This window comes from Bradyrhizobium sp. CB3481, assembly GCF_029714305.1.
Classification (GTDB): domain Bacteria; phylum Pseudomonadota; class Alphaproteobacteria; order Rhizobiales; family Xanthobacteraceae; genus Bradyrhizobium.
On sequence record NZ_CP121647.1, the window covers coordinates 4,558,711 to 4,581,436 of the forward strand.

Consider the following 22,726-nt stretch of genomic DNA (forward strand, 5'->3'; position numbering starts at 1 on the left):
ATCCCGCGGGGGCTTAGCACCGCTGCAGGGCCGGGGCCAGCCGCGTTTTAACGCGGGGGTCAGTGCCGCTTGAAATATTGCACGGCACGCTCATGCTTCTCCGCCGCGGCGCGCGATTTGAAAGTTCCGAGATTCCGGCGCTTGCCCGTTTTCGGATTGATTTTGCGGGAATAGAGCCGGTATTCGCCCGATTGCAGTTTTCGGATCATGGCAGGCACCGTTTATTCGCGCCCCCCGACAACAATTGCCCCGCCGGCCCTCTTGTTCCTATCAGGCTATTCGCGTTGTCTCCTGTCCTGCCCGGGGGCGGATCGCCCTGCCGGCTCGAATGAACGGGAGCGCTTCGTGCAACATCTCTTTCTCTATTTCCTCGCGCTCGGCGCCGGTGTCAGCGTCGCGACCCAGCAGGTGCTCAACGGCAATTTGCGCACGGCCTTGGCGTCGCCGGCATGGGCGGGGCTGGTCAGCTACGCCGTCGGCCTTTTGACCATGATCGTTGCGGTGGTCGCGCTGGGCGAGCGCATTCCGGCCTGGAAAACCATGGCCGACGTTCCCTGGTATGCGTGGTCCGGTGGCGTGTTCGGCGCCGCCTTCATCCTGCTGGTGATCCTGCTGCTGCCTTCGCTCGGGGCCGCGACGCTGTTTGCGCTGGTCATTGCCGGCCAGGTGCTGGCCGCGGTGACGCTGGACCATTTCGGCGCGCTCGGGCTGACGCCGCATCCCGTCAATGCGGCGCGGATCGCCGGCGCCGCGCTATTGATCGCAGGTGTGGTCCTGATCCGGGAGTAAGCGTCATGCGCTTCAGAAGCACAGATTGGTCACCACGTTTCCGCGCTTGTCCTTGATCGTGTAGGGACAGCGCAGCCGCTCCAGCGCCTTCTTCGCATCCTCGTCGCCAAGCGCGGCGGCGCGCTGGTAATAGGCCTTGGCGGCCTCGGCATCCTTGGGCCCGCCGCGGCCGGCCTGGGCAAACGCGCCCATCCGCTCCAGCGCCGCCGGATGGTTTTGCGCGGCCGCTTTCTCGAACAGCGCACGGGCGGCGACATCGTCCTGCGTTCCGCCATTGCCCTCGGCCAGCATCAGGCCGAGCTGATACTGCGCCTCGGCATTGGCTTCGGCCGCCTTGGACAGCAACTCGCGCGCACGCGCCGGATCTGCGGCGCCGCCCCCACCCAAGGCGGCAAGATTGCTGACGCCACGCGGATTGCCGGCCTGGGCGGCGCGCTCGAACAGCTTTCGTGCCTGCGCTTCGTCACGCGCGACACCGCTGCCGTTGCCGTAGAGCACGCCAAGCTCGACCATCGCCGAGGTCGATCCCTTGTCGGCCGCCTTGCGCCAGGCCGCCATCGCTTCCGCCGTTTGCCCCTTGGCGGCATAAGCCCGTCCCAGCTGGTACATCGCCCGCCGCGACGTGTTCGCGGCATTCTTGCAGAACCTGATCGCGGTGGCGACGTCGGATGCCGCGATGTCAGTCACGCCCCTCACATCCGCCGGCCGATCGGGGTCGGAGGGATCGGCGGCGATGCGGTCGCACAGCACGAGGTCGGCCGATTGCGCGGCCGCTGGCGCCGGTGCGACAGCAAGAGCGACGGCGATGATCAGCAGGCCTCGGAGCGTCCGCTTCATGAGGCGCAGGTTGCGTCGGCCCGCCGCCAAATTCAAGGCTCGAGCCCGCTCTCTCGCAGCGCCGGCGCGACCTCTGATGATGCGAGGTAGCGTAGCAGCCGATCCGCCTCGCCCACGTTCTGCGATGCGCACATGCGTCCCGCGGAAAACACCGCGGGCGTCTGCAGCTCGCGGGGAATGGGCCCGACCACCTCGATATGAGGCACCTGCTTCAACTCGCTGATCTGCTGGATGGCGAGATCAGCCTCGCCGCTGACAAGGCGCTCGGCCGTAAACCCCTGCGGGATGATAACCGCGCGGGCATTGATCTCGGACGCAATGCCGAGACGCTCGATCAGCTTGGCGAATAGAATGCCGCTGGCGCCGAGCCGCGAATAGGCCACCGCGCGGGCCGCCAATAGCGCCTTACGCAGCGCGGCCTCAGTCGTGATGTCGGGATGCGGCGCCCCCGCCTTCACGGCGACGCCGACAAAGGAGCGCGCCAGATCGACGCAGCTTTCGGCGGCGACGCGCCCCTCGCGCGCGACCTCGTCCAAACCTTCGCGGGTCAGGATGACGACGTCGGCGGCCTCGCCCGCGCGCAGCCGGTCCAGCAGCGCCAGTGTCGGCGCGAAATCGGCATCGATGCGCGCGCCACCGGCCGCCTGGTATTGACCCGCCAGGGCCTGGACGGCGCCCTTCAGTGCCAGCGTCGAGAGCACGCGAACGGCATCGCTCATCGGCCGCTACACCCGATGCATCAGCTTCAGCACCGCTGTCATGCGCAGGCTGCGCTTGCCGGCGAGCGCGGTCGCGTCCAATAGCGCGCCTTCCGCGTCGCAGGTGCCGGCAAAACCGATGCCGACTTCATGCCCGCCGAAAATCGGATTTTCGCCCATCGCGGGCGTATGCTCCTGATTGAGAATCTGGCCTTTCCATCGGCCCTTCTCCGAGGTGTAGGTGCCGACATAGTAGAACGAGGCGTCGCCGCCGAGAATGCGCCCGTCATTGAGCAGCATCACGCCGGTCAAGCCGCCTTCGACGCCGTCGAGCAGGCGAACGTGAATGGAATAAAGACCATTGACGATGCCGCCCTCGCCGCGGCTGCCGGCGATCGGCAGCGCGTCCTGCTCGATCGGCGTCATCACCGACTGGAAGGGCACGCCGGGCAATTCCTTCAGACCGCCTTCAAAACGGTAGAGGTTGCCGTCCGCCCTGCCTTTCGCCACCAACGTGGCGTCGTCGGTGCCGGCCATCGCGCGGTAATTCGGGTCCGGGTTGTGGCGGATGGTCTGGATGACGATATCGACCCCATCATCGCCTTTCTCATAGGTGCCGATATGGGCAAAGGCCGAATTGCCGCCCAGCATCTTGCCATCGCGCGCATACATCACGCTGCGGCCGACCGCGGCGCCAAGCTGAAACCTGACCTTGTAAAATCCCTCAAACAATGCCGTGTCCCCGGCAGGCCCACGCTGCTGTCTAGCGCGCTTCATCGCGCAGGGAAACGCCCTTTGAACCGGCGTATTTGAATCAACGTCATCAAAACGCAATGATCCGCCAGGGGGCACCCTGGCGGATCAGCCTTGCAGACCGGAGGTTCCCCGGTCGTATCGTCAGCCGGCTCAAGCCGCCGCCTTGGCGCCGGTCGGGACTTCCGAGATCGTCTTCAGGATCTGGGAAGCGATCTGGTATGGGTCGCCCTGGGAGTTCGGACGACGGTCTTCCAGATAGCCCTTGTATCCGTTGTTGACGAAAGAGTGCGGAACGCGGATCGAGGCACCGCGGTCGGCCACGCCATAGCTGAACTTGTTCCAGGGCGCGGTCTCGTGCTTGCCGGTCAGGCGCTTGTCGTTGTCCGGCCCGTAGACGGCAATGTGGTCCATGAGGTTCTTCTCAAAGGCACCCATCAGCTTCTCGAAATATTCCTTGCCGCCGACTTCGCGCATGTACTTGGTCGAGAAGTTGGCGTGCATGCCCGAGCCGTTCCAGTCGGTATCGCCGAGCGGCTTGCAGTGGAATTCGATGTCGATGCCGTACTTTTCGGTGAGACGCAGCATCAGGTAGCGGGCCATCCACATCTGGTCGGCGGCGGTACGGGAGCCCTTGCCGAAGATCTGGAATTCCCACTGGCCCTTCGCCACTTCGGCGTTGATGCCTTCGTGGTTGATGCCGGCATGGAGGCAGAGGTCGAGATGTTCTTCCACCATCTTGCGGGCGACGTCGCCGACGTTCTTGTAGCCAACGCCGGTGTAGTACGGGCCCTGCGGCGCCGGATAGCCTTCCGACGGGAAACCGAGCGGACGGCCGTCCTTGTAGAAGAAATATTCCTGCTCGAAGCCGAACCAGGCGCCTTCATCGTCCAGGATGGTCGCACGCTTGTTGGACGGATGCGGGGTCTTGCCATCGGGCATCATGACTTCGCACATCACCAGCACGCCATTGGTGCGGGCGCCATCCGGATAAACCGCGACCGGCTTCAGCACGCAATCGGAGCTGTGGCCTTCGGCCTGGTTGGTCGACGAACCATCGAAGCCCCACAGCGGAAGCTGCTCCAGCGTCGGAAACTTGTCGAATTCCTTGATCTGCGTCTTGCCGCGCAAACTCGGCGTCGGCGTATAGCCGTCGAGCCAAATATACTCGAGCTTGTACTTGGTCATTGAGCCTCTCTTGAAGTTGCTACTGTGGAATGCGGAGCCGAAGCCTTGAAATCTGGATCGTGATGCCCAGCCCCCTGGAAGCTCCGCATACGTGTACCCGGCCACGTCAGGCCACGCCTTAGTAAGCATGTAACGTGCCAATCGCTGCACTGCGGTAGTGGTCATCCACAGGGCGAGCGGGGCGCCGGCCTAAAATAAAAGCTGCGACATAGGAGCGCGGCAGGCCTGCAAATCAGGCCGATCGGCGACGGCGCCGCAGCGCGAATCCAGCCTATTTCTCCGGCACTTCCGCTTGTCTGCGGCTAAGCGCTTAAAGGAACGGCATCATTTTGACACCCGGGCGCGGGCGGCCAGCTGGTCGGAGCAACCATCCCGCCGGCTCGCGCATTGGTCAGGCGAACGCTGCCTCGCAGAGAGCAACGCCGAAACTGCCTATGAAATGGACAAATCCTGCCGTCATCTTGGGCACTTGCACCCGACCGGGGCACCGACAATATCGACTTACGTAACCAGTAGAGAACGACTCGGGCGCACCATGGAGGTACCCCGCCCGAGGGATGAGGAGAGACTGAGATGATAAATACCGGTCTAGATCAGGGGTCTGCCAAGATCTACCAGTTCCCAACCGGGGGCCGTGCGGCTCTCCGGGGACGGCGCTATGGCGAGACCAAGCCAGCCGAGTTTGCCGCCCAGGCGGTCAACCTCGCGGACTGCAGCGACAGCTGGTACCACGCTGCCGCCATCGAGAATGCCAACAACGAGCGGGACCACTGATGCCCGGGAAGTGTCTGGCAGGGACGCGCCCGATCAACAAGGCGCGGACGGCGAACCAAAAAGGGTCGGAACGATAACGTTTCGGCCCTTTTTCATGTCTGCTGCTCGCAGGTCGTGGTCTTCCGCCTGGCATGCTTGAGCGTCACGACCCCTGCTTTGGTGATCCGCAGCGTCACGCCCTTTGCCTGATAGCGCGACCCCGTCAGCGCCACCCGCTTGGGCAGCGTCAGCGCCTTGCCGTCGATCTGCAGATGGGCGCGCTTGTCGTATTGAAAAAATCCGACCATGAATTGCGAGCCGTCGGCACAGCGATAGTTCCGGAAACTGGACTGCGCGGATGCCCCCGATGGGATGGTCGCAACCGCTGCAGCGCACAGCGCCGCGCCGAAAATCATAGCTTTAAGACAATTCATGCTTCGCCCCTTGCAGAGTTCAGTATAGACGAGACCGGAGCAGACGGCATGTCCTTCCGTTCTTGTCCACCACGCGAGATCGTCCGAACCAGCCGATGCCAGTGACCCCTGCCCGCCATCTCAACCTTTCCGGCGCCAGCAATTTCCGCGACCTCGGCGGCTACGCGACCAGCGACGGCCGGACCGTGCGCTGGCGGCAGATCTTCCGCTCCAACCATCTCGGCCATCTTACCGACGAAGATGCCGTCGTGCTGCGCGATCTCGGCGTCCGCAGCGCGTTCGACTTTCGCGGCACCGAGGAACGCACTGCCGCCCTGTGCGCCATGCCAGAAATATCAGTTCATTCGCTGCCGGTCGAACCCACCGTCGTGGCGGCCTTGCGCGCAATCGCAGCCGGCGGCACACCGCTGTCGACCAATCACGCCGTCGAGGTGATGTGCGATTCCTATCGCAGCTATGTGCAGAACAACACGCGCCACTTCCGGACGCTGTTTGCGCATCTGCTCGAAGACCGTGCGCCGCTGGTGATCCATTGCACCGCCGGCAAGGACCGCACCGGCTTTGCCTGCGCGCTGATCCTGCACACACTCGGCGTTCCCGAGGAAGCGATCTCGGAAGATTATCTGCTGACCAACCGCTTCTACCGCAGGGATCCCAACCACAGCACCGACCTGCCCGACGAGGTCAGGCAGGTGCTCGGCTCGGTGCAGGCCGCGTTCCTGGCTGCAGCCTTCCAGGCCATCGATGCCGATTATGGCGATCTCGAAAGCTATATCCGCGACGGCCTCGGCATCGGCAAAGCCGAGCGCGCCCATCTCGAAGCGCGCTATTTGGAGGGCTAACCTGGAGTCTGACGGGATTACAGTCGGTCGACTGGCTGCGTCGGGCGCTGCCGGCTACTGTGCATGGGGTTGTTTTCGATATTTTGTTGCGGCGGCCAAGGGAGCGCCGGGCCGGACCTGATCTGATCGTGTTTTAGTCCGCCTTCACCCGCCGCATCGATACCACCTGCGCGGAGGGCTTGCCGCCCGTGGTCCTGATGTTGACCTGCACCTCGTAGTCGTTGCTGGTTTCGCTCTTCGGCACATAGAGCATCGCGGTGAAGCGCAGGCGTCCGCGCGCATCCAGCGTCAATGGCAGATCGGTGCGCACGCGGAAGGAATTGCCCTGGCGTTTTCGCGGCGGCAACCTCGCCGTCATGACCGGCTCGACCAGCGCCCGCAGATCTAGCTTCACGGCCGCTGCGCCATCGATCCGGTAATAGGCAAAGGAGTCGCTGTCCCAGCGGCTGTTGGCGACCTCGACGACGGACCGGCTGTCCGGCGACCAGGCGGCAACCAGTTCGTAGCGGTTGGCGCGCATCTCGCCGGTCGCCCAGTATTCGCCGCCGAGCTTGGCGAGCACCGCACCGTCGCTGACGCGGATCAGGAGGTTTTCGACGCCGGGCGGCGGCGGATCGCTGACCGACAGGCCCTGCGCGCCGCGCCAGGCGAATGCATAATCCTTCGATGGCGAGATGGTATCGTCGACGACCCGCATCGCAGCGTTCCCCTCGCCGCAGACGAGGCCGCCATGTTGGTCGGTAACGCAGGCCTGCGCCAAGGCGGCAGGCGTCCGCAGCGCATAGGATGCGAGGACAACGAGCAGAACTGCCAGAGCGCGGTGCATGCCGCGATCCTATCCTTCGGAGGCCAGCCGTAAAGCTGCGCGCTATCCGGCCGGAGAAGTGCCTGGCGGCTCAGGCCGCCGCTTCCATTTCCATTTCGGCATCGAGGTCGGCGATGACGTCCTCGAACGCCGAGATCGCCTGCTGGATCGCTGCGATCTGCATCAATTCCCAGCTCGAGACCGGACCGCTGCGGTTCTGCAGCGCGACGACGAGGTCGCGCCGCTGCTCCTTAAGCTGAACAAGCGGTAAACCATGATCCGGCAAACCCATGACAAATCCCCCTGGCCTTCTGTTGGTATCCGCCTTGTATCGAACGGAGTCTGCAAACGGCTTACAGAACTTCGGCAAATTTTATCGATTTTGCCCCATTCCGTAGTCTTACGCGGCGTGTTTCCGCCGCCGCCGTTGCGGTTGGCGGAACGACCGTTCATGCAGAAATTCGCCGCATCACATGAAATTCTCCTGATAGGATGCGCCTCCTTTCCGGCTGGCGGAGGCCCATCATGAACGGAAAAGTCATCGTGGTGACGGGAGCCCTCGGCGCGCTCGGCAGCGTTGTGGCCAACGAGGCGCTGGCGCGCGGGGCCAGGATTGCAAGCGTCGACCATGCCCCGACGCAAGTCCCGGCCACGGCCGATCGGTTCGAACTTGGCGGCGTCGACCTCACCGACGCAGCCCAGGCGAACAAGGCGATCAAGGCTGCGGCCTCGCATTTTGGAAAGCTGGATGCGCTGATCAACATCGCCGGCGGTTTTGCCTTTGAGACGGTGATAGATGGTGACCCCAAGACCTGGCAGCGCATGTACGCACTCAACGTCATGACCGCGCTGAACGCCTCGCGCGCAGCGATCCCGCATCTCGTCGCATCGGGTAACGGGCGCATCGTCAATGTCGGCGCGATGGGCGCGCTGCAGGCCGGAAGTGGCATGGGCGCCTACGCGGCCTCGAAATCCGGCGTGCATCGCCTGACCGAGGCGCTCGCCGCCGAGCTCAAGGGCAAGGTCACGGTCAATGCCGTGCTGCCGTCGATCATCGACACGTCGGCGAACCGCGCCAGCATGCCGAAAGCCGATTTCGCCAAATGGGTGACGCCAAAGGAATTGGCCGAGGTGATCCTGTTCCTCGCCAGCGACGCGGCGAGTGCCGTCACCGGCGCGCTGCTGCCGGTGAGCGGGAGGGTTTAGTCCTCAACCTCCGCCAGCTTTCGCAGCACCGCCTTGAAGCGGATGCTGCGCTTGCCGGCGAGCGCGGTGGCTTCGCCCTCTGCGCCGTCAGGGTCGTAGGTCCCGGAAAAGCCGATGCCGACTTCATGGCCGCTGAATATCGGCCGCTCGCTTTGGGCCAGCGTATGCTCGCGATTGACGAGTTCGCCCTTCCACCTGCCGTTTGCCGCTGAATAGGCCCCGATATAGTCGAAAAAGGCGTCGCCGCCCCTGATCCGGCCGTCCTGCAGCAGCATCACGCCGGTGTTGCCGGCATCGATCCCGTCGAGCATGCGGATGTGGATGGAATAGAGCCCGTTGCTGATGCCATCAGGGCCGACTTCGCCGGGCGGCGGGGCGTCGGAATCGTTGATCCGAGAAAGGACGGTCTTGAACCGGATTCCCGGCAACGCGGCGCTGCCGCCCTCGAAATGAATTTCTTCGCCCAAGGGGGCGCCGGTGAAATTCAGGACCGCGTGGTCGACGTCGAACATCGGAACGTAGTTCGGATAGTGGTTGTGCCGCGACATCGTGATCTCGACCGCAATGACGCCGTCAGCCGAGGTGAAGCTGCCGGCAAAGGACGAGCCGGAATCACCGCCATAGAGCCGGCCGCCTTCGGTCGCGAACATCACGCCGCACCCCGTGCCGCGCTCGGTGACAAAGCTGAATTTGTATAGTCCTTGCAGCACGCCCTGCCCGCTTTGCATCTGGCAAATGCGATCTGGCCCGCGAACACTGGATTCGCGGGTTCCCTCGATTGCCTTTGGCCTTGTCCCCGGGGGCACAATAGCCGCCCGCGCGGCCCCCGATCAAACGCTTTGCCTGATATCGGCTACAGTCCGGATACTGAGTCGCGGCCGCCTGCGCCGCCGGAGCGAATTTTGGAAACCGAGCTCTATCTTCCCGTCAAACGCTTCCTCGAAAAGCTCGGCTTCACCGTCAAGGGCGAGGTCGGCGGCTGCGATCTGGTGGCGCTGAGTGGCGATGACCCGCCGATCGTCGTGATCGGCGAGTTGAAGCTTGCCTTCAATCTCGAATTGATCCTGCAGGCGGTGGATCGCGCCGGCGCCGCCGACGAGGTCTGGCTTGCGGCCAGACTGTCCGCCCGCGGCAAGGGCCGTGAAAGCGACGCGCGCTATCGCAATCTCTGCCGCCGTCTCGGTTTTGGCATGCTCGCCGTCACCAATACGGGCGATGTCGAGGTGCTGGTCAAGCCGCCGACATCGGCGCCGCGCCGCGATCCCAGGAAGCGCTCGCGGCTGATCGCCGAGCACCAGAAGCGCAAGGGCGATCCCGTCTTGGGCGGATCGACGCGCGCGCCGATCATGACGGCCTACCGTCAGCAGGCGCTGGCCTGCGCCTGCGCCCTTTCGGGTGGGCCGCGGCGCGTCAGGGATTTGCGGGTCGACATCCCCGATGCCGGCAAGATCCTGCTCCATAACGTTTATGGCTGGTTCGACCGCGCCGAGCGCGGCATCTACGTGCTGACCGACGCCGGCCATGCCGCGTTGAAACGCTGGCCGCAGCAGCCGCAGGGCCTGCCGGCCACCGATGCGGCGCCCTGACGGTATCGTGATCGCCCGCCATAAAGGGCTATCGGACCTGAGGAATTGTAGGTGCATGGCTGTATTGCCATGCGAAATTCATATTGCAATGCAATATGTGGGGACATAGGTATCTCCGCGAGTCAATGCGAGGCCCCTATGAGCGAAGACTGGAACACGAAATACGGCACACGGCGCGTCCGGCGGGATCCGCCGACGCTGGAGGAAGCGATCTTCGCCGCGGTGGGAATCACCGACGACCAGCAGCAGCAGGCGGAAATCGCGGCTGCGCTGATGGGCCTGCCTTACGAGGAAGTCCTGGCTGAAGTGAAGAAGACAGGCCGCGCACTGGCGCGTTCGGCCACCCGCGTCATCGCCGGCGAACAGGGCGCCCAGCGCGCCGTGGTGGTGGAGCGCAAGGTTGTCCGGCGCTTCGCTACGCGCACCGGCACCTGAACGGGTCGCCGCAGCCTTACCTGAATGGCTCAAGAAAAATGCCCAAGGCTCATTCGGCCTTGGGCATTTTTGTATGTTCGAACGTACGGATGCCCTACGAGGCGCCCCACTCGGTCGGCGCGCCGCCGGCCATCCGAACCAGCATGCGCCAGTAGGCGCGGTTGAAAGCCACCACCGCACGAACCGCATTCACCATGCTTTCGGCCCAGGACGTGGCGAATTCAGCCTGATCATACTTCATCACGTCGATGGTGCCGGTGGATTCGCCTTGGCGGAACACGAGCTGCGCGCCGAACTTGCTGGCCAGCGCCCGCATCGCTTCGTTCTGCGCACCCGTGGTGATCCGCAGGCTCTTGTAGCCCTTGGCGCGGGCTTCCTTGATCAGCTTGCGGAACAGGATGCTGCCGACACCCCGGCGACGCACCGACGATTCAACGCTGAAGGCGATCTCAGGCAGCGAATCCGGCGACTGATCCGGCGGATGCAGTTCGGCGGCGCCGCGGACCACGCCATCCTCGAAAAAGGCAATGATGACCGTGCCGTCATTGGCGCATTTCTCGGCGTAGCGCTCGATGAAGCTGTCATCCATGAAGCCGTGGAAACGATCGCGGCGGCTGATGCGGTCGAGCCGCAACAGGTGATCGCGCAACAGCGGCAATTCTTCCTGCTGGCTCAGCGTGCGCACGCTGGAATCGGCGAGCGCGGCCGCAATAACGGTGAGATACATAGTCCAAAAACTCCTCTCAGAAAGGCCCTTCGAGGAGGCGTCGAATCCCTAGACGGCCAATATTGTGCGTCGCAACATCAAATACAAGGCCGGATTGTTGCGTATACCGCCCTAAATAGTTGCAATAATTACAGTCGTTTAGTGCACCTCCATTAACCAATTGTTAAGCCCGCTAGTCCGGCGCAGACTGGGTATGAGGCTTGCTTATTTCGGTGCGGGACAAAGCTTTCCGCAGGGGATGGAGGTCCTTCGTGGCTGTCGTGCTCGACACGAGTTCTTGCCTGCCGGAGCGGCGGCTTGCGCTGTGGCAGGACATTGTCTGCGACACTTTCGTCGGGCTCGACTGCAAGTCGGACATGCGCGGCGCGTTCTGGGGCTCGGTGTCGCAAGCCAGAATGGGATCGGTGTCGCTCACCCAGGTCGATTCCACCGCACAGCGGGTATTTCGCACGCCGTCGCGCATCGCCCGCGCCAGCGAGGATTTCGTGCTGATGGCGCTCGGCAATCACGGTGTAAACGGCGTCTTCCAGGACGGCCGCGAAGCGATCGTCTCCGCGGGGCAATTCGTCATCTACGACACCACCCGCCCCTATGAGCTGCGCTTCGACGACAGCTTTTCGCAGACCATCTTCCAGATGCCGCGCAAGCTGCTGCAACAGCGCGTCGGCGCGTTCGAGAGTTTGACCGCGACCACTTTTACCGGCGACCGTCCGCTCGAACGGCTGACCTATGATTTCGCGCGCAATGTGAGCAGGACGATCGAGCTGGTCGATCCCGCGTCCGCGGCGCGGCTGCTCGACCAGGCGCTCGACCTTCTCGCGATGACGCTGGCCGATCGGCTGCATGCGCGTTCGCCGGACCAGTCGGTGCATCGGTCGGCGCTGCTCTATCGCCTCAAGAACTACATCCTGACGCATCTCGCCGATCCCGAATTGTCGCTGCCGCGCGCTGCGGCGGCGATCGGAATTTCGCCGCGCTACGCCAGCGACCTGATGGCGTCCGAACAGACTTCATTCCGCGGTTACGTGCAGATGCAACGTCTGGAACGCTGCAAGCGCGACCTCGCCGATCCCGCCAGCCAGGCCCGGCACATCGGCGAGATCGCCTTCGCGTGGGGCTTTAACGACCTCGCCCATTTCAGTCGCATCTTCAAGCAGCGCTTCGGCGTCTCTCCGCGCGAATGGCGCGAGCAGACCGGCAGATAACGCCCTCGCCTTCCCACCGCTCCGTTGCCTCTTCGGCCACTGCCGATTTAGACAAGTTTTCGTTCCGCCGCGGACAAGCGGCCCGCGCCTTCGCAGCAGTACGCTCGGCACCAACACGTGTCGGTCCAATGCGAAGGGAGGGTTGCGATGGGTCTGGTTCATCAGAAATACAAGGTGGCGGTGGTTCAGGCGGCGCCGGTTTTTCTTGATCTCGACGCAACCGTCGACAAGACCATCCATCTGATCGAGGAAGCTTCGGCCAAAGGCGCCAGGCTGATCGCGTTCCCCGAGACCTTCATTCCCGGATATCCGTGGCAGATCTGGCTTGGTGCGCCGGCCTGGGCGATCGGCCGCGGTTTTGTGCAGCGCTATTTCGACAACTCGCTGGCCTACGACAGCCCGCAGGCGGAAAAAATCCGCAACGCCGTGAAGCGCGCAAAGCTGACCGCCGTGCTTGGACTCTCCGAACGCGACGGCGGCAGCCTCTATATCGCGCAATGGCTGATCGGCCCCGATGGCGAGACCATCGCCAGGCGGCGGAAGCTGCGTCCGACCCATGCCGAGCGCACCGTGTTTGGCGAGGGCGACGGCAGCGACCTCGCGGTCCACGATCGCATCGACATCGGACGTATCGGCGCGCTGTGCTGCTGGGAGCACCTGCAGCCACTGTCGAAATACGCGATGTACGCCCAGAACGAACAGGTGCATGTCGGGGCATGGCCGAGCTTCTCGCTGTACGATCCGTTCGCGCATGCGCTCGGCCATGAGGTCAACAACGCCGCCAGCAAGGTCTATGCGGTGGAAGGCTCGTGCTTCTTCCTCGGCCCCTGCGCTGTCGTCTCGCAGGCGATGATCGACGAACTCTGCGATTCTCCCGAGAAACACGCGTTCCTGCATGCCGGCGGCGGCCACGCCGTGATCTACGGGCCGGATGGCAGTTCGCTGGCGGAGAAGCTGCCTCCCGACCAGGAAGGCATTTTGTACGCCGACATCGATCTCGGCATGATCGGGGTGGCCAAGAACGCCGCCGATCCGGCCGGGCACTATTCGCGGCCCGACGTCACGCGGCTGTTGCTCAACAACAAGCGCGCCAACCGCGTCGAGCATTTCTCGCTTCCGGTCGACGCCGAGGTGATGAGCGAAATCAGGCTGCAGGCTTGAGGCATTCACTCTGACAAGGAGAGGCCGATGGAATCCGCGATCCCTGCACATCTGCAAACCGCGCGCACGCGCCACCGCCGTGTCGGCGACGATTATGCGCCGCCCTACCCGTCCTTCGTGGCGCGGCACAGACCGAGCGTCACACGCGTGGTGATGGCCTATTTCGGCCTGCAGACCCGCGGCACGCCATCGATCGCTGCCGAGCAGGCTCTGATCCGGCTGGCATCCGAGTTCTCAGCCGCAGATGGTCCATCGCATTGGGACCGGGCGCGCTACATCGACGAAGCTGGTTTCACCAACATCGTCACGGTGGCCTATTGGGACGACCGCCAAAAATTCGACCGCTGGTTTCCGCCCGCACGCGAGCGCTGGACCGGCGGGCAGCGAAGCAATGACGGGTTCGGCACCTTCATCGAGGCGCTTTATCCTTCCGCGGAAGGCTATGAGACCCTGTTCTCTTCGCTCGGCAGGCCCGAGGGCGTCGCCGTTCTCGCCGACGGCATGAGCGGCGAGGTTTTGGAGCACGCCTATTGGGGCGGCATGCGCGATCGTATCCCACTGTCGCAGACCAGCGAGATGGCGCCTTTGGGCACCGCCCGCGCGATCCGCGACGGCGCGCGCGTCAGGATCGTCCCGCATGACAATGTCTGCCTGATCCGTTCGGGCCAGGATTGGGGCGATACCGAAGCCGCCGAACGCAAGATGTACCTTGGCGACGTCGAGCCGGTGCTGCGGGAGGGTATGGATTTCCTGCGCGACCAGGGCCGGTCGATCGGCTGCTATGCCAACCGCTACATGACGGTGCTGGGTGCGGACGGCACGGCGACCGAAAAGTCCTACGGCATGAGCTGGTGGAAGAGCCTGTCTGCGCTCGAGCGTTGGGCTGAATCGCACCCGACCCATGTCAGAATTTTCGGCGCCGCCATGAAATACCTATCCACGCTGGGACCAGCCGCGAAGCTGCGGCTCTACCATGAGGTCACCGTCGCCCGCGCCGATGAGCAGCTTTTCGAATATGTCGACTGCCATCCGCAAACCGGAATGCTGAACGCGGCGCAGGCGGTTGAGACCGCCTGAGGCTACAGCACCATCTGGGTTTGCGTGACGACCGCAACCAGCTTGCCGTCCTCGGTCTCCAGCCTGGTCTGCCAGACCTGGGTGCGGCGGCCCCGATGCACCGGGGTCGCGGTGGCGATCACGGTGGAGCCTTCCTTGGCGCCGCCGATGAAATTGGTCTTGCTCTCGATCGTCGTGGTGCCCTTGGCATCCGCCGGCAGGTTGATCACGGTTGCCGCGGCGCCAACCGAATCCGCGAACGCCATCACGGCGCCGCCATGAATTGTGTTGCGCAGCGTGCACAGGTCGGGCCGGACCACCATCTTCGCCACCACCCGGTCCAGCTCGGCTTCCGTGAAGACCACGCCCTTCAGCTCCGCGAACGGCATCTTCATCAACTGGATCTTCTTGAGCAGCACCGACATTCGTCCTCCGGCGGTTATTCCTTGCGGTTCTCGAGGCACCATGGACGCTGCTGGTAAATGAGGCAATGACCTCCGAGGTAATAGCTGCCGTGACATACGCGGTAGAATTCGGCATATCGTTACCATGCGCCAGTTCCCGCCCCGCCGTATCGTCTGCCTGACCGAAGAGACCGTGGAGACGCTGTATCTGCTCGGCGAGCAGGACCGCATCGTCGGCGTTTCCGGCTATGCGGTGCGGCCGCCAGGCGTGCGCCGCGAGAAGCCGCGGGTGGCGGCCTTCATCTCCGCGGACATTCCGAAAATTCTGGCGCTCGATCCCGATCTCGTGCTGGCCTTTTCCGACCTGCAGGCCGACATTGTCGCCGACCTGGTGCGCGCCGGGATCGCCGTTCATGTCTTCAACCAGCGCGACATCGCAGGCATCCTCGCCATGATCCGCATGCTCGGGGCGATGGTCGGCGCAGCGGAGCGTGCCGATCAGCTCACAAGATCATTCGAGGAGCGCCTCGCCCGCATCGCGGCGACGCCCCGGCCTGCGCCAAAGCCAAAAGTCTATTTCGAGGAATGGGACGATCCGCTGATTTCGGGCATCGGCTGGGTGTCCGAGCTAATCGAAATCGCCGGCGGCGAGGACGCGCTGCCGAAACTGAGGCTTCAGCAAGCTGCCAAAGACCGCATCATTTCACCCGACCTCGTTCGCGACACCGCCCCCGACGTGATCCTCGCCTCCTGGTGCGGCAAGAAGGTCGTGCCGGACCGCATCCGGCAGCGTCCGGGCTGGGCCGATATTCCGGCCGTGCGCGACAACCGGATCGTCGAGATCAAGTCGACGATCATTTTGCAGCCGGGACCTGCGGCGCTGACGGATGGGCTCGATGCGATCGTGAAGGCGTTGTGGGGATGACCAGCAAAGCCGTCGTCCCTGCGAACGCAGGGACCCATACGCCGCGGCCTATCAATTTAGCGATGTGGTTGTTGCCTTGTGTTACAATCGGCAGCGGTGATTATGGGTCCCTGCGTTCGCAGGGACGACGTCGAATTTCGCGGCTCACCCCTTCTCCACCCCGCACCATTCCGCGATGAATAGCGCGGTGGCCTTGGTCGACTTCCGCAGCGAGTCCAGCTCGACATATTCATTGAAGCCGTGCATCGCCGCGCCCTTTGCGCCGAAGCACAGGCTCGGGATGTTTGTAGTTCAACCCATAGAAACGCGTATCGGTCAGCGCGGTGAACGCGCGATCCGGCACCGCGCCGCCGTAGACCGCGTCAAATGCTTTTGCGAACGCGGCTTCCGGCTCGGCGGCGTTCACCAGCTCATACCCCTCCGACAGAAATCCCGACCATTCGACCTGCGGCGGGTTGTTGGAGAGGAAGCGGTGGTCGCGCGCCGCCGCCGAGACGCAGGCCAGAATCTCCTTCTGGCATTCGGCGATCGACCAGCCCGGCAGGACAGCGATGCGGCAATCGACGTCGCACCAGGCCGGCACGCTGGAGGCCCAGTCGCCACCCTTGATGATGCCGGGATTGAAATTGAGCGGATGGCTGGCCGCTTTGAAATGGCGGTCGGCCTTGGCGCGCTCGTTCCAGTCGGCCTCGAGCTTTTGCAGCGCGTGGATCAAATGATACGCCGCCATGATGGCGTTGGCGCCGGCGCCGGCCTCGAACACATGCACGGGAAAACCGCGCACTTTCAGGCGAAACCAGATCACGCCGACCTGCGAACGCACCATAGTCTCGCCGGTCGGCTCCGGGATGAAGCAGGCGTCAGCGCGGTAGCCGCGCTGCAAGGTCGAGAGCGCGCCGACGCCGGTCGACTCCTCCTCGATCACGGATTGGAAGTGGATGCGCGCCGTCGGCTTCAACCCCGCAGCCTTGATCGCGTCCAGCGCATAGAGCGCGGCGATGGTGCCGGACTTCATGTCGCAGGCGCCGCGGCCATACATCCGGCCATCCTTGATGGTGGGAGAGAACGGCGGCGTCTCCCACATGTCGAGCGGACCTGTCGGCACGACGTCGCAATGGCCCTGCAGGATCAGCGATTTGCCCGCATTGTTGGACGGCCTGTAGGTGCCGACCACCGTGCGCGCTTTGGAAAAATCGTGCTCGATCGGGCCGAAGCCGCGCAGATCCTTCAGGTCTTCGACGTCGATATGCCAATCGTCGACCTCGTAGCCGCGCTGGCGTAGGAGGTCGCCGATCATGTCCTGGCACGGCCCTTCCGCGCCGCGCGTGGACGGTATCGCAACGAAATCCCTGGTCGTCGCCAGTTGCGCATCGAAGCCGGCGTCAACGGCGTCAAGGATCCTCTGTTGCGTATCGGTCGTCATGCGGCAGCTCCAATCAAAAACACTCAGGGAGCGCGCACCCTAGCCCGATCTCAGCCGCCGGCGTAATGCGCAAAATGTGCATCCCGCAATGCATCTTCGAGCAGGCGGCCTTCCGAATAGACATTCAACGAGGCCGGACGCTCGACGCCGTCGAGCAGCCGCGGACATGGCTCCGGCCGCCCCAGCAAGGTGCGCACTGGAATGCGCTCGGCATAGATCGGGAGCGCGTAATCCTCTTCGTCGTCACCGACCCCCTTTGACCTGATCTTGGCGGAAGCCTCCTCGATCTCCATGGCGATCACAGCCGTCGCCTTGATCTCCTGCACCGTGCTTTGCCTCAAGTTCGCGGTGCGCCCGGGAAAGAAGCGGTCGACCATGGCAACCAGCGCCTGCTCTTTCTCCGCGAGATCGGTGATGAGATAGGCCGTGCCGAATGCCATCACTGCGCGGTAGTCCGCCGAATGGTTGAAGCCGCAGCGCGCCAGCACCAGGCTGTCGAGATGCGCGACCGTGAGACAAACCCTCTGGCCGGCGGACTGGTTGCGCAGCATGCGGCTGGCGCTGGAGCCGTGCCAATAGAGCTTGCTTCCTTCCCGCCAGAAGAAGGTCGGCGTGCAATAGGGCTGGCCGTCGATCACGTAGGAGACGTGGCACAGCATCGAGGCGTCCAGCAGGCCATGGATCGTCGCCCGGTCGTAGCGACCACGTTCGTGTAGGCGCTTCACCTGGTTGCGTGGCGACACTGGATACGAAGTGCTGGTCTCGGCTTCGGTCACGTCAACTCCGTCGGGATTGTTGGTCGGTCGATACAGTTGTACCGGCCCATTTGGTCTGCGATAGTGCCAATTCCATGCGAAAAATTCCGACCAATTCTCGCGCCTCGCGGCGCAAGCCTGAACTGGCGCTCGACCTCTCGGGGGCGCACATCACGCCGGGCACCTCCTCGCAGCACCGGCTTTATCAGGCGCTGTGCCACGCCATCACCGGCGGGATCGCCAAACCCGGCGAACCGCTACCGCCCTCGCGCACGCTGGCGAAGCAGACCGGTTTTCGCCGCAACGCCGTCACCTCGGCCTATGAACGGCTGATTGCGGACGGCTTTGCGGTCGCAACCGTCGGCTCCGGCACCTTCGTCGCCGCCCGCATTCCCGCCCGCGGCAGCGACAGGAGCAAGGCAAAGATCGCGGTCGAGGAGCCGCAGCAAGGTCCGCTCGCGCTCGGCTGCACCCATATCGACGAACGGGCCTTGCAGCGCTTCAGGGCGTTCGCCGGCCGCCGCATGCGCGCTTTCGGCAGCGAGCATCTCCATTACGGCGATCCGCGTGGCAGCCGCGAACTCCGCATGGCGATTGCCGATCATCTGCTTTCGGCGCGGGGGCTGCGCTGCGATCCGGACCAGATCATGCTGACGTCGGGAACGCAGCATGCATTGCGGGTCGTGCTCGGCGCCATCTTAAGGCCTGACGACCAGATCTGGTGCGAGGACCCCGGCTATCCCGCCGCACGAAAGGCCATTGAACATTGCCGGCTGCGCCCGGTCTCGGTACCGGTCGACGCTTCTGGATTGATCGTGGCCAGGGGACGCGCCCTCGCGCCTGCCGCCGGCGCGGCCTATGTGACACCGTCGCACCAGTTTCCGCTGGGCGTGCAGATGTCGATGCCGCGACGGCTGGAGCTGCTCGACTGGGCACGCGAGGCGGGTGCCTTCGTGATCGAGGACGATTACGACAGCGAGTTTCGCTATGACGGCGCGCCGCTGCTGTCGCTCGCCGGCATCGATCATCTCTCGCGGGTCATCTATGTCGGCACGTTCGCCAAGACGCTGTTTCCCGGCTTGCGCATCGGCTATTGCGCGCTGCCCGAGCGGCTGGTCGGACAGGTCACGGCGGCGCGCGCCGCACTTGATCGCTTTCCCGGCACGCTGCTCGAGGGCGCGGTAGCGGACATGCTCAATTCCGGCGCGTTCGCGGCCAATCTGCGCCGGGTGCGCGGGCTCTACCGCGAGGCGCGCGACGTGCTGGCATCGACATTGTCACGCGCATCGAATGGCGAACTGTCGGTGCCGGTGCCCTCGCAAGGTCTGCATCTGGTCGCGCGGTTCGATCCAAAGGCCGATCCGCGCGTCGCCGCGGAAGCCAAGGCCGATGCCGGCGTCGGGGGATGGCTGCTGGCGGAAACCTGTTTTCGCGCCCACCCGCTGCCGGGCTTCGTGCTCGGCTTTGCCGGTCATCCGCTGCCCGAGCTGATCGCATCGGCCGAGCGGCTGGCGCAGGCATCGCTGGCCGCACTAAAGGTCAATCGCAGGCCGGGCACGGGTGGAACCAAGGTCAGGCGAGCGAAGGGCGCAAGCTGACTCTTGCGGGCCGGCGCTCTATCAGAATCACGGCCGCGTCATCTAAGGTCAATGCTTGAAGTAACTCACGGCGGAAGCAACGGATGCCCGGCAATCGCAACGTCCTGTATCTCATCATCGGCGCGCTGGTCGTCGCCGTTGGCGTCCTCGGCTACAATCTCTATCAAAGCAAGAAGGAACCGGAGGGGCTTCAAATCAACGTTGGACCCGATGGCCTGAAGATCAAGACCAAGTAGGGAGACGGCTTTTGACGTTGACAATAACCGTGCGCCAATCCCTCGCCCTCCCCATCGCCCTGGCGCTATGTCTGACCGCAACCGCTACCCTCGCGCAAACCGTCTCGCGCGAGCAGGACATCGGCGATCTCCGGCTTGGCCAACGCGTCATGGTCGATGACGGATCGTGTCCGGCGGGACAGATCAAGGAGGTCCAGGGCGCGCAGATGACGGCGTCAGGCGTGCTCCGCACCCGCAAATGCATTGCGCGGCTGGGAACCAAGAAGCTGCGCTAGCGGAACGTTCGGCCTATCGCTACTGGCTCACCCTCATCCTGAGGAGCGGCCTCTTGGCCGCGTCTCGAAGGATGGGTAGCGGGCGAGAATCGGGGCCTGCATGGATCGAGACGGCGCTGACGCGCCTCCTCACCATGAGGGACGGGATGACGCTGTGCGACAAGACTAGAACATGCCGTTGTTGTTGGCGGCCTTCTCCGGGATTTCCTGCACGACGTCCCAGTGCTCGACGATCTTGCCATTCTCGAGCCTGAAGATGTCGACGATCGCCCGGCCCCGCGTCCCCTTCTCGCGCACGCTGTGGACGTGGAGGATCACGTAGTCGCCGTCGGCAAAGGTGCGCTTGATCTCGCTGTGGGAGTCCGGAAATTTCTCGCGCAGGAAGCCGAGGAAGCCCTTGAAGCCCTCGATGCCGTCAGGCGCGGTCGGATTGTGCTGGATGTAATGGGAGCCGAAATATTTCGCGGCGGCGTCGAAATCCTTGCGGTTGAGCGCCGCGTCGTAGAATTCGAGCACCGCCTTCTTGTTGGCTTCCTGAGTCGCTGCATCAGCGGCGAGCGCCGGAGAGATGGCCAGCGAGAACAGCCCGATCAGGCCGATAACAACAGATCGCATGACAGCTCCTTTCTCGCCCGGAAACAGCCAGTAGCCGATTGCTTACAATGGCCGTTAGCGGCGTGTCGAGCCTGCGGGATTATCGGAGACTAAGTATCGGCGGCGTTACTGGTTCGTCGCCGGATCGAACATGCATTGCAACGCCGGCTTGGCGATCTTGGTGAAGGTCGGGCCGATCTCCGATTGCTTCGACGGCGGCACCCACGCGGTCTCGATCGTCGGCACGCCGGTCTCGCTGATGCCGCGGAGCAGCGCCTCGCGCAAATCGGCATCCTCGACGGTCGCGGCGGCATAGTCGTGCAGGCAGCCGCACACGCTTTCGGGGTGCGCCCAACGGCCAACCATATGCGGCGCGCAGAGCCGCACGAACTCGCCGCGCGGATCGGGCACCTTGAGCAGGGAGCGGAATGTGGGCTGCGGCGGCTGAAACTGAACTTGAATTTGGGCTTGAGCTTGCGCAGCGCCGCCGAGAAGAAGCGACAGAATTACGGCAGAACAGATACGTACCAACATGCGATGCCTTTATCGGCAATCCCTTTGCATAGCGATCCGCCACGTCACTTGGCGGCCACGACCATCGGCTGGGGTGCGGCCATCGCAACGGGCGAACCATGATAGGCGAAGGTGCCAACCCCCGGCAGGGTCTGATCCGCAGAGCCAGCCATCGAGGGCCCTGCCAGGATGAAGGCAAAGGCGAGGATGAAGCTAAGGGTCCGCATCTGACTGTCTCCGGTATCGCTGGCCGAATCGCCCGCCGTCTCGTTGCCTATCCTGATAAGCATCGGCTGTTTCCGTACCTCTGCGCCCAAAACGGAAAATGGTTTCATTGCACCGGAGAATTGTTTCGTCAGCCGCATCCCACGAAACATTGGCGGGAAAAGCGCAATGAAATCAGTCGCGATGCGATCAGCCGCTACCGTTCAAACTGAACCGCGGAGCCGGCCCTCGGGGAGACAGCTTCGGCCCGCATCCAGCGGCGAGGACAGCCCTCAAGCGGATGAACCGCGGGCCCTCGCCGGCCGACTCAATCGAGCAGCCCGCGCAACTTTGCGCGCGCTCGCGCGTTCTGTTCCCTTCCTCAACAAAGGACAGCCGTCGTGGCGAATGGCAACAATGATGTTGGCAGTGCAACGGCGACCCGCAAACTCGGCCAGCCGGTGGTTGAAGATTTGTCTGGAAATAACGGCTCCGAACCGCGGATCGATCCTTCCCTGAAAACCGGGCGCCCAGAGGACAATTCAGAAAAAGGCCCGGCGCATGCCGTGGGCCTTTGCGGCGCGATGTCACAGCAAGGCGGCGAATTTCGCGGCAATGTCTCGGCGCCGCAGCAATTCGTGCATCTGGTCGGCTGCCGCGACCGCAAGGCCGGGGCGAGCCCGGAGGCCCGCCCATATTCCAATCCGCTCAAACGGTAAGCTTGAGGTCCTGATCCCGGATCGAAGGCTTACTGAATGAATTCACCGCATTTCTGAACCGCGGCTTCGGTCGCCCCCCAGGGCATGATCGGCACCGAGGACGTCGAGTTTTTCGGCGAGCCTTCGATCAGGCGGTCCGAATAGACCATGTAGACCAGCACGTTGCGCTTCGCATCGCAGCCGCGGACGATCTGCATCTTCTTGAAGAACAGCGATCGGCGCTGGCGGAACATATCGTCGCCCTGCTCCAGCTTATGCTTGAACTTGATCGGGCCGATCTGGCGGCAGGCCAGCGAGATGTCAGAGACTTCTTCGGCAAGCCCAAGCCAGCCCTTGAAGCCGCCCTTTTCCGGCACCGTGAAGTGACAGGCCACGCCCTCGACCTCGGGATCGTCGAGGGCATAGGTTGCCAGCTTGTCGTTGGGGCTGAGCCATTTGAACACCGTCGAGCGGCGAAAAATCAGGTCGGGCTCCTCCGCGGCCGACGCCGGGGCAGCCTGCCACATCGTGAGCGCCAGCACTGCCAAGGCCAATAGTTTCCACTTCTTGTCACACTTAACGATGGCCTTGGATGTCATTGATATCTCCGCTGAAGGGCACGTCGC

General features: G+C 63.8%; 30 protein-coding genes and 1 pseudogene. 14 read left to right on the forward strand and 17 right to left on the reverse strand.

From position 1 onward, the window contains the following. Window positions 1–59 precede the first annotated feature (59 nt). Entirely contained in the window at window positions 60–209 is a 150-nt protein-coding gene (locus QA643_RS22175) for a hypothetical protein (RefSeq protein ID WP_141686549.1), read from the reverse strand. 136 nt (window positions 210–345) lie between these two features. Here QA643_RS22175 and QA643_RS22180 point away from each other — a divergent pair, with 136 nt between their 5' ends. Continuing rightward, window positions 346–789: a DMT family transporter gene (locus tag QA643_RS22180; protein WP_283028027.1), complete on the forward strand. Its 444-nt coding sequence runs from the start codon at window positions 346–348 to the stop codon at window positions 787–789. Between the two features lie 12 nt (window positions 790–801). Here the strand turns inward: QA643_RS22180 and QA643_RS22185 are convergent, their stop codons facing one another. The 4 genes from QA643_RS22185 to QA643_RS22200 form a co-directional block, all read right to left on the reverse strand. Beyond that, window positions 802–1,626: a tetratricopeptide repeat protein gene (locus QA643_RS22185; protein WP_283028028.1), complete on the reverse strand. Its 825-nt coding sequence runs from the start codon at window positions 1,624–1,626 to the stop codon at window positions 802–804. A 32-nt stretch (window positions 1,627–1,658) separates the two neighbouring features. Next, window positions 1,659–2,345, reverse strand: coding sequence for a substrate-binding domain-containing protein (locus tag QA643_RS22190; RefSeq protein ID WP_283028029.1), 687 nt, complete (start codon window positions 2,343–2,345; stop codon window positions 1,659–1,661). A gap of 6 nt (window positions 2,346–2,351) precedes the next feature. Further along, on the reverse strand, window positions 2,352–3,056 hold the full coding sequence (locus QA643_RS22195; protein ID WP_283028030.1) for a GrlR family regulatory protein: 705 nt from the start codon (window positions 3,054–3,056) through the stop codon (window positions 2,352–2,354). 174 nt (window positions 3,057–3,230) lie between these two features. Continuing rightward, on the reverse strand, window positions 3,231–4,265 hold the full coding sequence (locus QA643_RS22200; protein ID WP_283028031.1) for a glutamine synthetase beta-grasp domain-containing protein: 1,035 nt from the start codon (window positions 4,263–4,265) through the stop codon (window positions 3,231–3,233). Between the two features lie 573 nt (window positions 4,266–4,838). On the opposite strand from QA643_RS22200, the gene QA643_RS22205 reads away from it, so the two are divergent. Next, on the forward strand, window positions 4,839–5,039 hold the full coding sequence (locus QA643_RS22205) for a DUF2735 domain-containing protein (protein WP_283028032.1): 201 nt from the start codon (window positions 4,839–4,841) through the stop codon (window positions 5,037–5,039). A gap of 92 nt (window positions 5,040–5,131) precedes the next feature. Here QA643_RS22205 and QA643_RS22210 read toward each other — a convergent pair whose 3' ends face one another. Further along, entirely contained in the window at window positions 5,132–5,452 is a 321-nt protein-coding gene (locus QA643_RS22210) for an MliC family protein (RefSeq protein WP_283028033.1), read from the reverse strand. Between the two features lie 95 nt (window positions 5,453–5,547). Here QA643_RS22210 and QA643_RS22215 point away from each other — a divergent pair, with 95 nt between their 5' ends. After that, window positions 5,548–6,294 (forward strand): tyrosine-protein phosphatase, encoded by a 747-nt coding sequence (locus QA643_RS22215; RefSeq protein WP_283028034.1) that lies wholly within the window; start codon window positions 5,548–5,550, stop codon window positions 6,292–6,294. A gap of 133 nt (window positions 6,295–6,427) precedes the next feature. Here QA643_RS22215 and QA643_RS22220 read toward each other — a convergent pair whose 3' ends face one another. Further along, the gene (locus tag QA643_RS22220) at window positions 6,428–7,120 is read right to left on the reverse strand and encodes a hypothetical protein (RefSeq protein WP_283028035.1); all 693 of its coding nucleotides are present in this window, start codon (window positions 7,118–7,120) and stop codon (window positions 6,428–6,430) included. A gap of 70 nt (window positions 7,121–7,190) precedes the next feature. Beyond that, window positions 7,191–7,391 carry a hypothetical protein gene (locus tag QA643_RS22225; RefSeq protein ID WP_057839937.1) on the reverse strand — a complete coding sequence of 67 codons (201 nt, stop codon included), beginning with the start codon at window positions 7,389–7,391 and terminating at the stop codon, window positions 7,191–7,193. 233 nt (window positions 7,392–7,624) lie between these two features. Between QA643_RS22225 and QA643_RS22230 the strand changes: the two genes are divergently transcribed. Continuing rightward, window positions 7,625–8,305, forward strand: coding sequence for an SDR family oxidoreductase (locus QA643_RS22230; protein ID WP_283028036.1), 681 nt, complete (start codon window positions 7,625–7,627; stop codon window positions 8,303–8,305). Here the strand turns inward: QA643_RS22230 and QA643_RS22235 are convergent. Next, window positions 8,302–9,033 (reverse strand): hypothetical protein, encoded by a 732-nt coding sequence (locus QA643_RS22235; protein ID WP_283028037.1) that lies wholly within the window; start codon window positions 9,031–9,033, stop codon window positions 8,302–8,304. The two genes, QA643_RS22230 and QA643_RS22235, sit on opposite strands and share 4 nt — an antisense overlap. A gap of 174 nt (window positions 9,034–9,207) precedes the next feature. On the opposite strand from QA643_RS22235, the gene QA643_RS22240 reads away from it, so the two are divergent. Both QA643_RS22240 and QA643_RS22245 read left to right on the forward strand, forming a co-directional pair. After that, entirely contained in the window at window positions 9,208–9,891 is a 684-nt protein-coding gene (locus QA643_RS22240) for a DUF2161 family putative PD-(D/E)XK-type phosphodiesterase (RefSeq protein WP_283028038.1), read from the forward strand. 138 nt (window positions 9,892–10,029) lie between these two features. Beyond that, window positions 10,030–10,326: a hypothetical protein gene (locus tag QA643_RS22245; protein ID WP_283028039.1), complete on the forward strand. Its 297-nt coding sequence runs from the start codon at window positions 10,030–10,032 to the stop codon at window positions 10,324–10,326. Window positions 10,327–10,420: 94 nt separating this feature from the next. Here the strand turns inward: QA643_RS22245 and QA643_RS22250 are convergent, their stop codons facing one another. Then, entirely contained in the window at window positions 10,421–11,053 is a 633-nt protein-coding gene (locus QA643_RS22250) for a GNAT family N-acetyltransferase (RefSeq protein WP_283028040.1), read from the reverse strand. Between the two features lie 251 nt (window positions 11,054–11,304). On the opposite strand from QA643_RS22250, the gene QA643_RS22255 reads away from it, so the two are divergent. From QA643_RS22255 to QA643_RS22265, 3 genes are all read left to right on the forward strand, one after another. Continuing rightward, window positions 11,305–12,258 carry a helix-turn-helix domain-containing protein gene (locus tag QA643_RS22255; protein ID WP_283028041.1) on the forward strand — a complete coding sequence of 318 codons (954 nt, stop codon included), beginning with the start codon at window positions 11,305–11,307 and terminating at the stop codon, window positions 12,256–12,258. Window positions 12,259–12,405: 147 nt separating this feature from the next. Further along, window positions 12,406–13,419 carry a carbon-nitrogen hydrolase family protein gene (locus QA643_RS22260; RefSeq protein WP_283028042.1) on the forward strand — a complete coding sequence of 338 codons (1,014 nt, stop codon included), beginning with the start codon at window positions 12,406–12,408 and terminating at the stop codon, window positions 13,417–13,419. Between the two features lie 27 nt (window positions 13,420–13,446). Next, window positions 13,447–14,496 carry a phenylacetaldoxime dehydratase family protein gene (locus tag QA643_RS22265; RefSeq protein WP_283028043.1) on the forward strand — a complete coding sequence of 350 codons (1,050 nt, stop codon included), beginning with the start codon at window positions 13,447–13,449 and terminating at the stop codon, window positions 14,494–14,496. A gap of 2 nt (window positions 14,497–14,498) precedes the next feature. On the opposite strand, the gene QA643_RS22270 is transcribed toward QA643_RS22265, so the two are convergent. After that, window positions 14,499–14,900, reverse strand: coding sequence for a PaaI family thioesterase (locus QA643_RS22270; protein WP_283028044.1), 402 nt, complete (start codon window positions 14,898–14,900; stop codon window positions 14,499–14,501). A gap of 124 nt (window positions 14,901–15,024) precedes the next feature. Between QA643_RS22270 and QA643_RS22275 the strand changes: the two genes are divergently transcribed. After that, entirely contained in the window at window positions 15,025–15,804 is a 780-nt protein-coding gene (locus tag QA643_RS22275) for a cobalamin-binding protein (protein WP_283028045.1), read from the forward strand. Window positions 15,805–15,948: 144 nt separating this feature from the next. Here QA643_RS22275 and QA643_RS22280 read toward each other — a convergent pair. Continuing rightward, window positions 15,949–17,227, reverse strand: a pseudogene (locus QA643_RS22280) (ArgE/DapE family deacylase). 50 nt (window positions 17,228–17,277) lie between these two features. Further along, window positions 17,278–18,003: a pyridoxamine 5'-phosphate oxidase family protein gene (locus tag QA643_RS22285; protein WP_283028046.1), complete on the reverse strand. Its 726-nt coding sequence runs from the start codon at window positions 18,001–18,003 to the stop codon at window positions 17,278–17,280. Between the two features lie 74 nt (window positions 18,004–18,077). Here QA643_RS22285 and QA643_RS22290 point away from each other — a divergent pair, with 74 nt between their 5' ends. The 3 genes from QA643_RS22290 (at window position 18,078) to QA643_RS22300 (ending at window position 20,091) form a co-directional block, all read left to right on the forward strand. Beyond that, entirely contained in the window at window positions 18,078–19,580 is a 1,503-nt protein-coding gene (locus QA643_RS22290; protein WP_283028047.1) for a PLP-dependent aminotransferase family protein, read from the forward strand. An 83-nt stretch (window positions 19,581–19,663) separates the two neighbouring features. After that, window positions 19,664–19,816, forward strand: a complete 153-nt coding sequence (locus QA643_RS22295; RefSeq protein ID WP_283028048.1) for a hypothetical protein — start codon at window positions 19,664–19,666, stop codon at window positions 19,814–19,816. An 11-nt stretch (window positions 19,817–19,827) separates the two neighbouring features. After that, window positions 19,828–20,091 carry a DUF6719 family protein gene (locus QA643_RS22300; RefSeq protein WP_283028049.1) on the forward strand — a complete coding sequence of 88 codons (264 nt, stop codon included), beginning with the start codon at window positions 19,828–19,830 and terminating at the stop codon, window positions 20,089–20,091. Window positions 20,092–20,256: 165 nt separating this feature from the next. On the opposite strand, the gene QA643_RS22305 is transcribed toward QA643_RS22300, so the two are convergent. The 3 genes from QA643_RS22305 to QA643_RS22315 form a co-directional block, all read right to left on the reverse strand. Then, the gene (locus QA643_RS22305; RefSeq protein WP_283028050.1) at window positions 20,257–20,706 is read right to left on the reverse strand and encodes an ester cyclase; all 450 of its coding nucleotides are present in this window, start codon (window positions 20,704–20,706) and stop codon (window positions 20,257–20,259) included. Between the two features lie 105 nt (window positions 20,707–20,811). Further along, window positions 20,812–21,219, reverse strand: coding sequence for a hypothetical protein (locus tag QA643_RS22310; protein ID WP_283028051.1), 408 nt, complete (start codon window positions 21,217–21,219; stop codon window positions 20,812–20,814). Window positions 21,220–21,263: 44 nt separating this feature from the next. Beyond that, a complete protein-coding gene (locus QA643_RS22315; protein WP_283028052.1) occupies window positions 21,264–21,563 on the reverse strand; it encodes a hypothetical protein in 300 nt (99 codons plus the stop codon). A gap of 240 nt (window positions 21,564–21,803) precedes the next feature. Here QA643_RS22315 and QA643_RS22320 point away from each other — a divergent pair, with 240 nt between their 5' ends. After that, the gene (locus QA643_RS22320; protein ID WP_283028053.1) at window positions 21,804–22,121 is read left to right on the forward strand and encodes a hypothetical protein; all 318 of its coding nucleotides are present in this window, start codon (window positions 21,804–21,806) and stop codon (window positions 22,119–22,121) included. Between the two features lie 29 nt (window positions 22,122–22,150). On the opposite strand, the gene QA643_RS22325 is transcribed toward QA643_RS22320, so the two are convergent. Next, window positions 22,151–22,699 (reverse strand): CreA family protein, encoded by a 549-nt coding sequence (locus tag QA643_RS22325; RefSeq protein WP_283028054.1) that lies wholly within the window; start codon window positions 22,697–22,699, stop codon window positions 22,151–22,153. Window positions 22,700–22,726 lie beyond the last annotated feature (27 nt).

What these genes read in the sequence shown, in the direction of transcription:
- QA643_RS22175 (WP_141686549.1), bottom strand. Translation starts at nt 209, where the DNA reads ATGATCCGAAAACTGCAATCGGGCGAATACCGGCTCTATTCCCGCAAA.
- QA643_RS22185 (WP_283028028.1), bottom strand. Translation starts at nt 1,626, where the DNA reads ATGAAGCGGACGCTCCGAGGCCTGCTGATCATCGCCGTCGCTCTTGCT.
- QA643_RS22190 (WP_283028029.1), bottom strand. Translation starts at nt 2,345, where the DNA reads ATGAGCGATGCCGTTCGCGTGCTCTCGACGCTGGCACTGAAGGGCGCC.
- QA643_RS22200 (WP_283028031.1), bottom strand. Translation starts at nt 4,265, where the DNA reads ATGACCAAGTACAAGCTCGAGTATATTTGGCTCGACGGCTATACGCCG.
- QA643_RS22205 (WP_283028032.1), top strand. Translation starts at nt 4,839, where the DNA reads ATGATAAATACCGGTCTAGATCAGGGGTCTGCCAAGATCTACCAGTTC.
- QA643_RS22210 (WP_283028033.1), bottom strand. Translation starts at nt 5,452, where the DNA reads ATGAATTGTCTTAAAGCTATGATTTTCGGCGCGGCGCTGTGCGCTGCA.
- QA643_RS22215 (WP_283028034.1), top strand. Translation starts at nt 5,548, where the DNA reads ATGCCAGTGACCCCTGCCCGCCATCTCAACCTTTCCGGCGCCAGCAAT.
- QA643_RS22220 (WP_283028035.1), bottom strand. Translation starts at nt 7,120, where the DNA reads ATGCACCGCGCTCTGGCAGTTCTGCTCGTTGTCCTCGCATCCTATGCG.
- QA643_RS22225 (WP_057839937.1), bottom strand. Translation starts at nt 7,391, where the DNA reads ATGGGTTTGCCGGATCATGGTTTACCGCTTGTTCAGCTTAAGGAGCAG.
- QA643_RS22230 (WP_283028036.1), top strand. Translation starts at nt 7,625, where the DNA reads ATGAACGGAAAAGTCATCGTGGTGACGGGAGCCCTCGGCGCGCTCGGC.
- QA643_RS22235 (WP_283028037.1), bottom strand. Translation starts at nt 9,033, where the DNA reads ATGCAAAGCGGGCAGGGCGTGCTGCAAGGACTATACAAATTCAGCTTT.
- QA643_RS22245 (WP_283028039.1), top strand. Translation starts at nt 10,030, where the DNA reads ATGAGCGAAGACTGGAACACGAAATACGGCACACGGCGCGTCCGGCGG.
- QA643_RS22250 (WP_283028040.1), bottom strand. Translation starts at nt 11,053, where the DNA reads ATGTATCTCACCGTTATTGCGGCCGCGCTCGCCGATTCCAGCGTGCGC.
- QA643_RS22260 (WP_283028042.1), top strand. Translation starts at nt 12,406, where the DNA reads ATGGGTCTGGTTCATCAGAAATACAAGGTGGCGGTGGTTCAGGCGGCG.
- QA643_RS22265 (WP_283028043.1), top strand. Translation starts at nt 13,447, where the DNA reads ATGGAATCCGCGATCCCTGCACATCTGCAAACCGCGCGCACGCGCCAC.
- QA643_RS22270 (WP_283028044.1), bottom strand. Translation starts at nt 14,900, where the DNA reads ATGTCGGTGCTGCTCAAGAAGATCCAGTTGATGAAGATGCCGTTCGCG.
- QA643_RS22275 (WP_283028045.1), top strand. Translation starts at nt 15,025, where the DNA reads ATGCGCCAGTTCCCGCCCCGCCGTATCGTCTGCCTGACCGAAGAGACC.
- QA643_RS22290 (WP_283028047.1), top strand. Translation starts at nt 18,078, where the DNA reads ATGCGAAAAATTCCGACCAATTCTCGCGCCTCGCGGCGCAAGCCTGAA.
- QA643_RS22295 (WP_283028048.1), top strand. Translation starts at nt 19,664, where the DNA reads ATGCCCGGCAATCGCAACGTCCTGTATCTCATCATCGGCGCGCTGGTC.
- QA643_RS22305 (WP_283028050.1), bottom strand. Translation starts at nt 20,706, where the DNA reads ATGCGATCTGTTGTTATCGGCCTGATCGGGCTGTTCTCGCTGGCCATC.
- QA643_RS22310 (WP_283028051.1), bottom strand. Translation starts at nt 21,219, where the DNA reads ATGTTGGTACGTATCTGTTCTGCCGTAATTCTGTCGCTTCTTCTCGGC.
- QA643_RS22315 (WP_283028052.1), bottom strand. Translation starts at nt 21,563, where the DNA reads ATGCGGCTGACGAAACAATTCTCCGGTGCAATGAAACCATTTTCCGTT.
- QA643_RS22325 (WP_283028054.1), bottom strand. Translation starts at nt 22,699, where the DNA reads ATGACATCCAAGGCCATCGTTAAGTGTGACAAGAAGTGGAAACTATTG.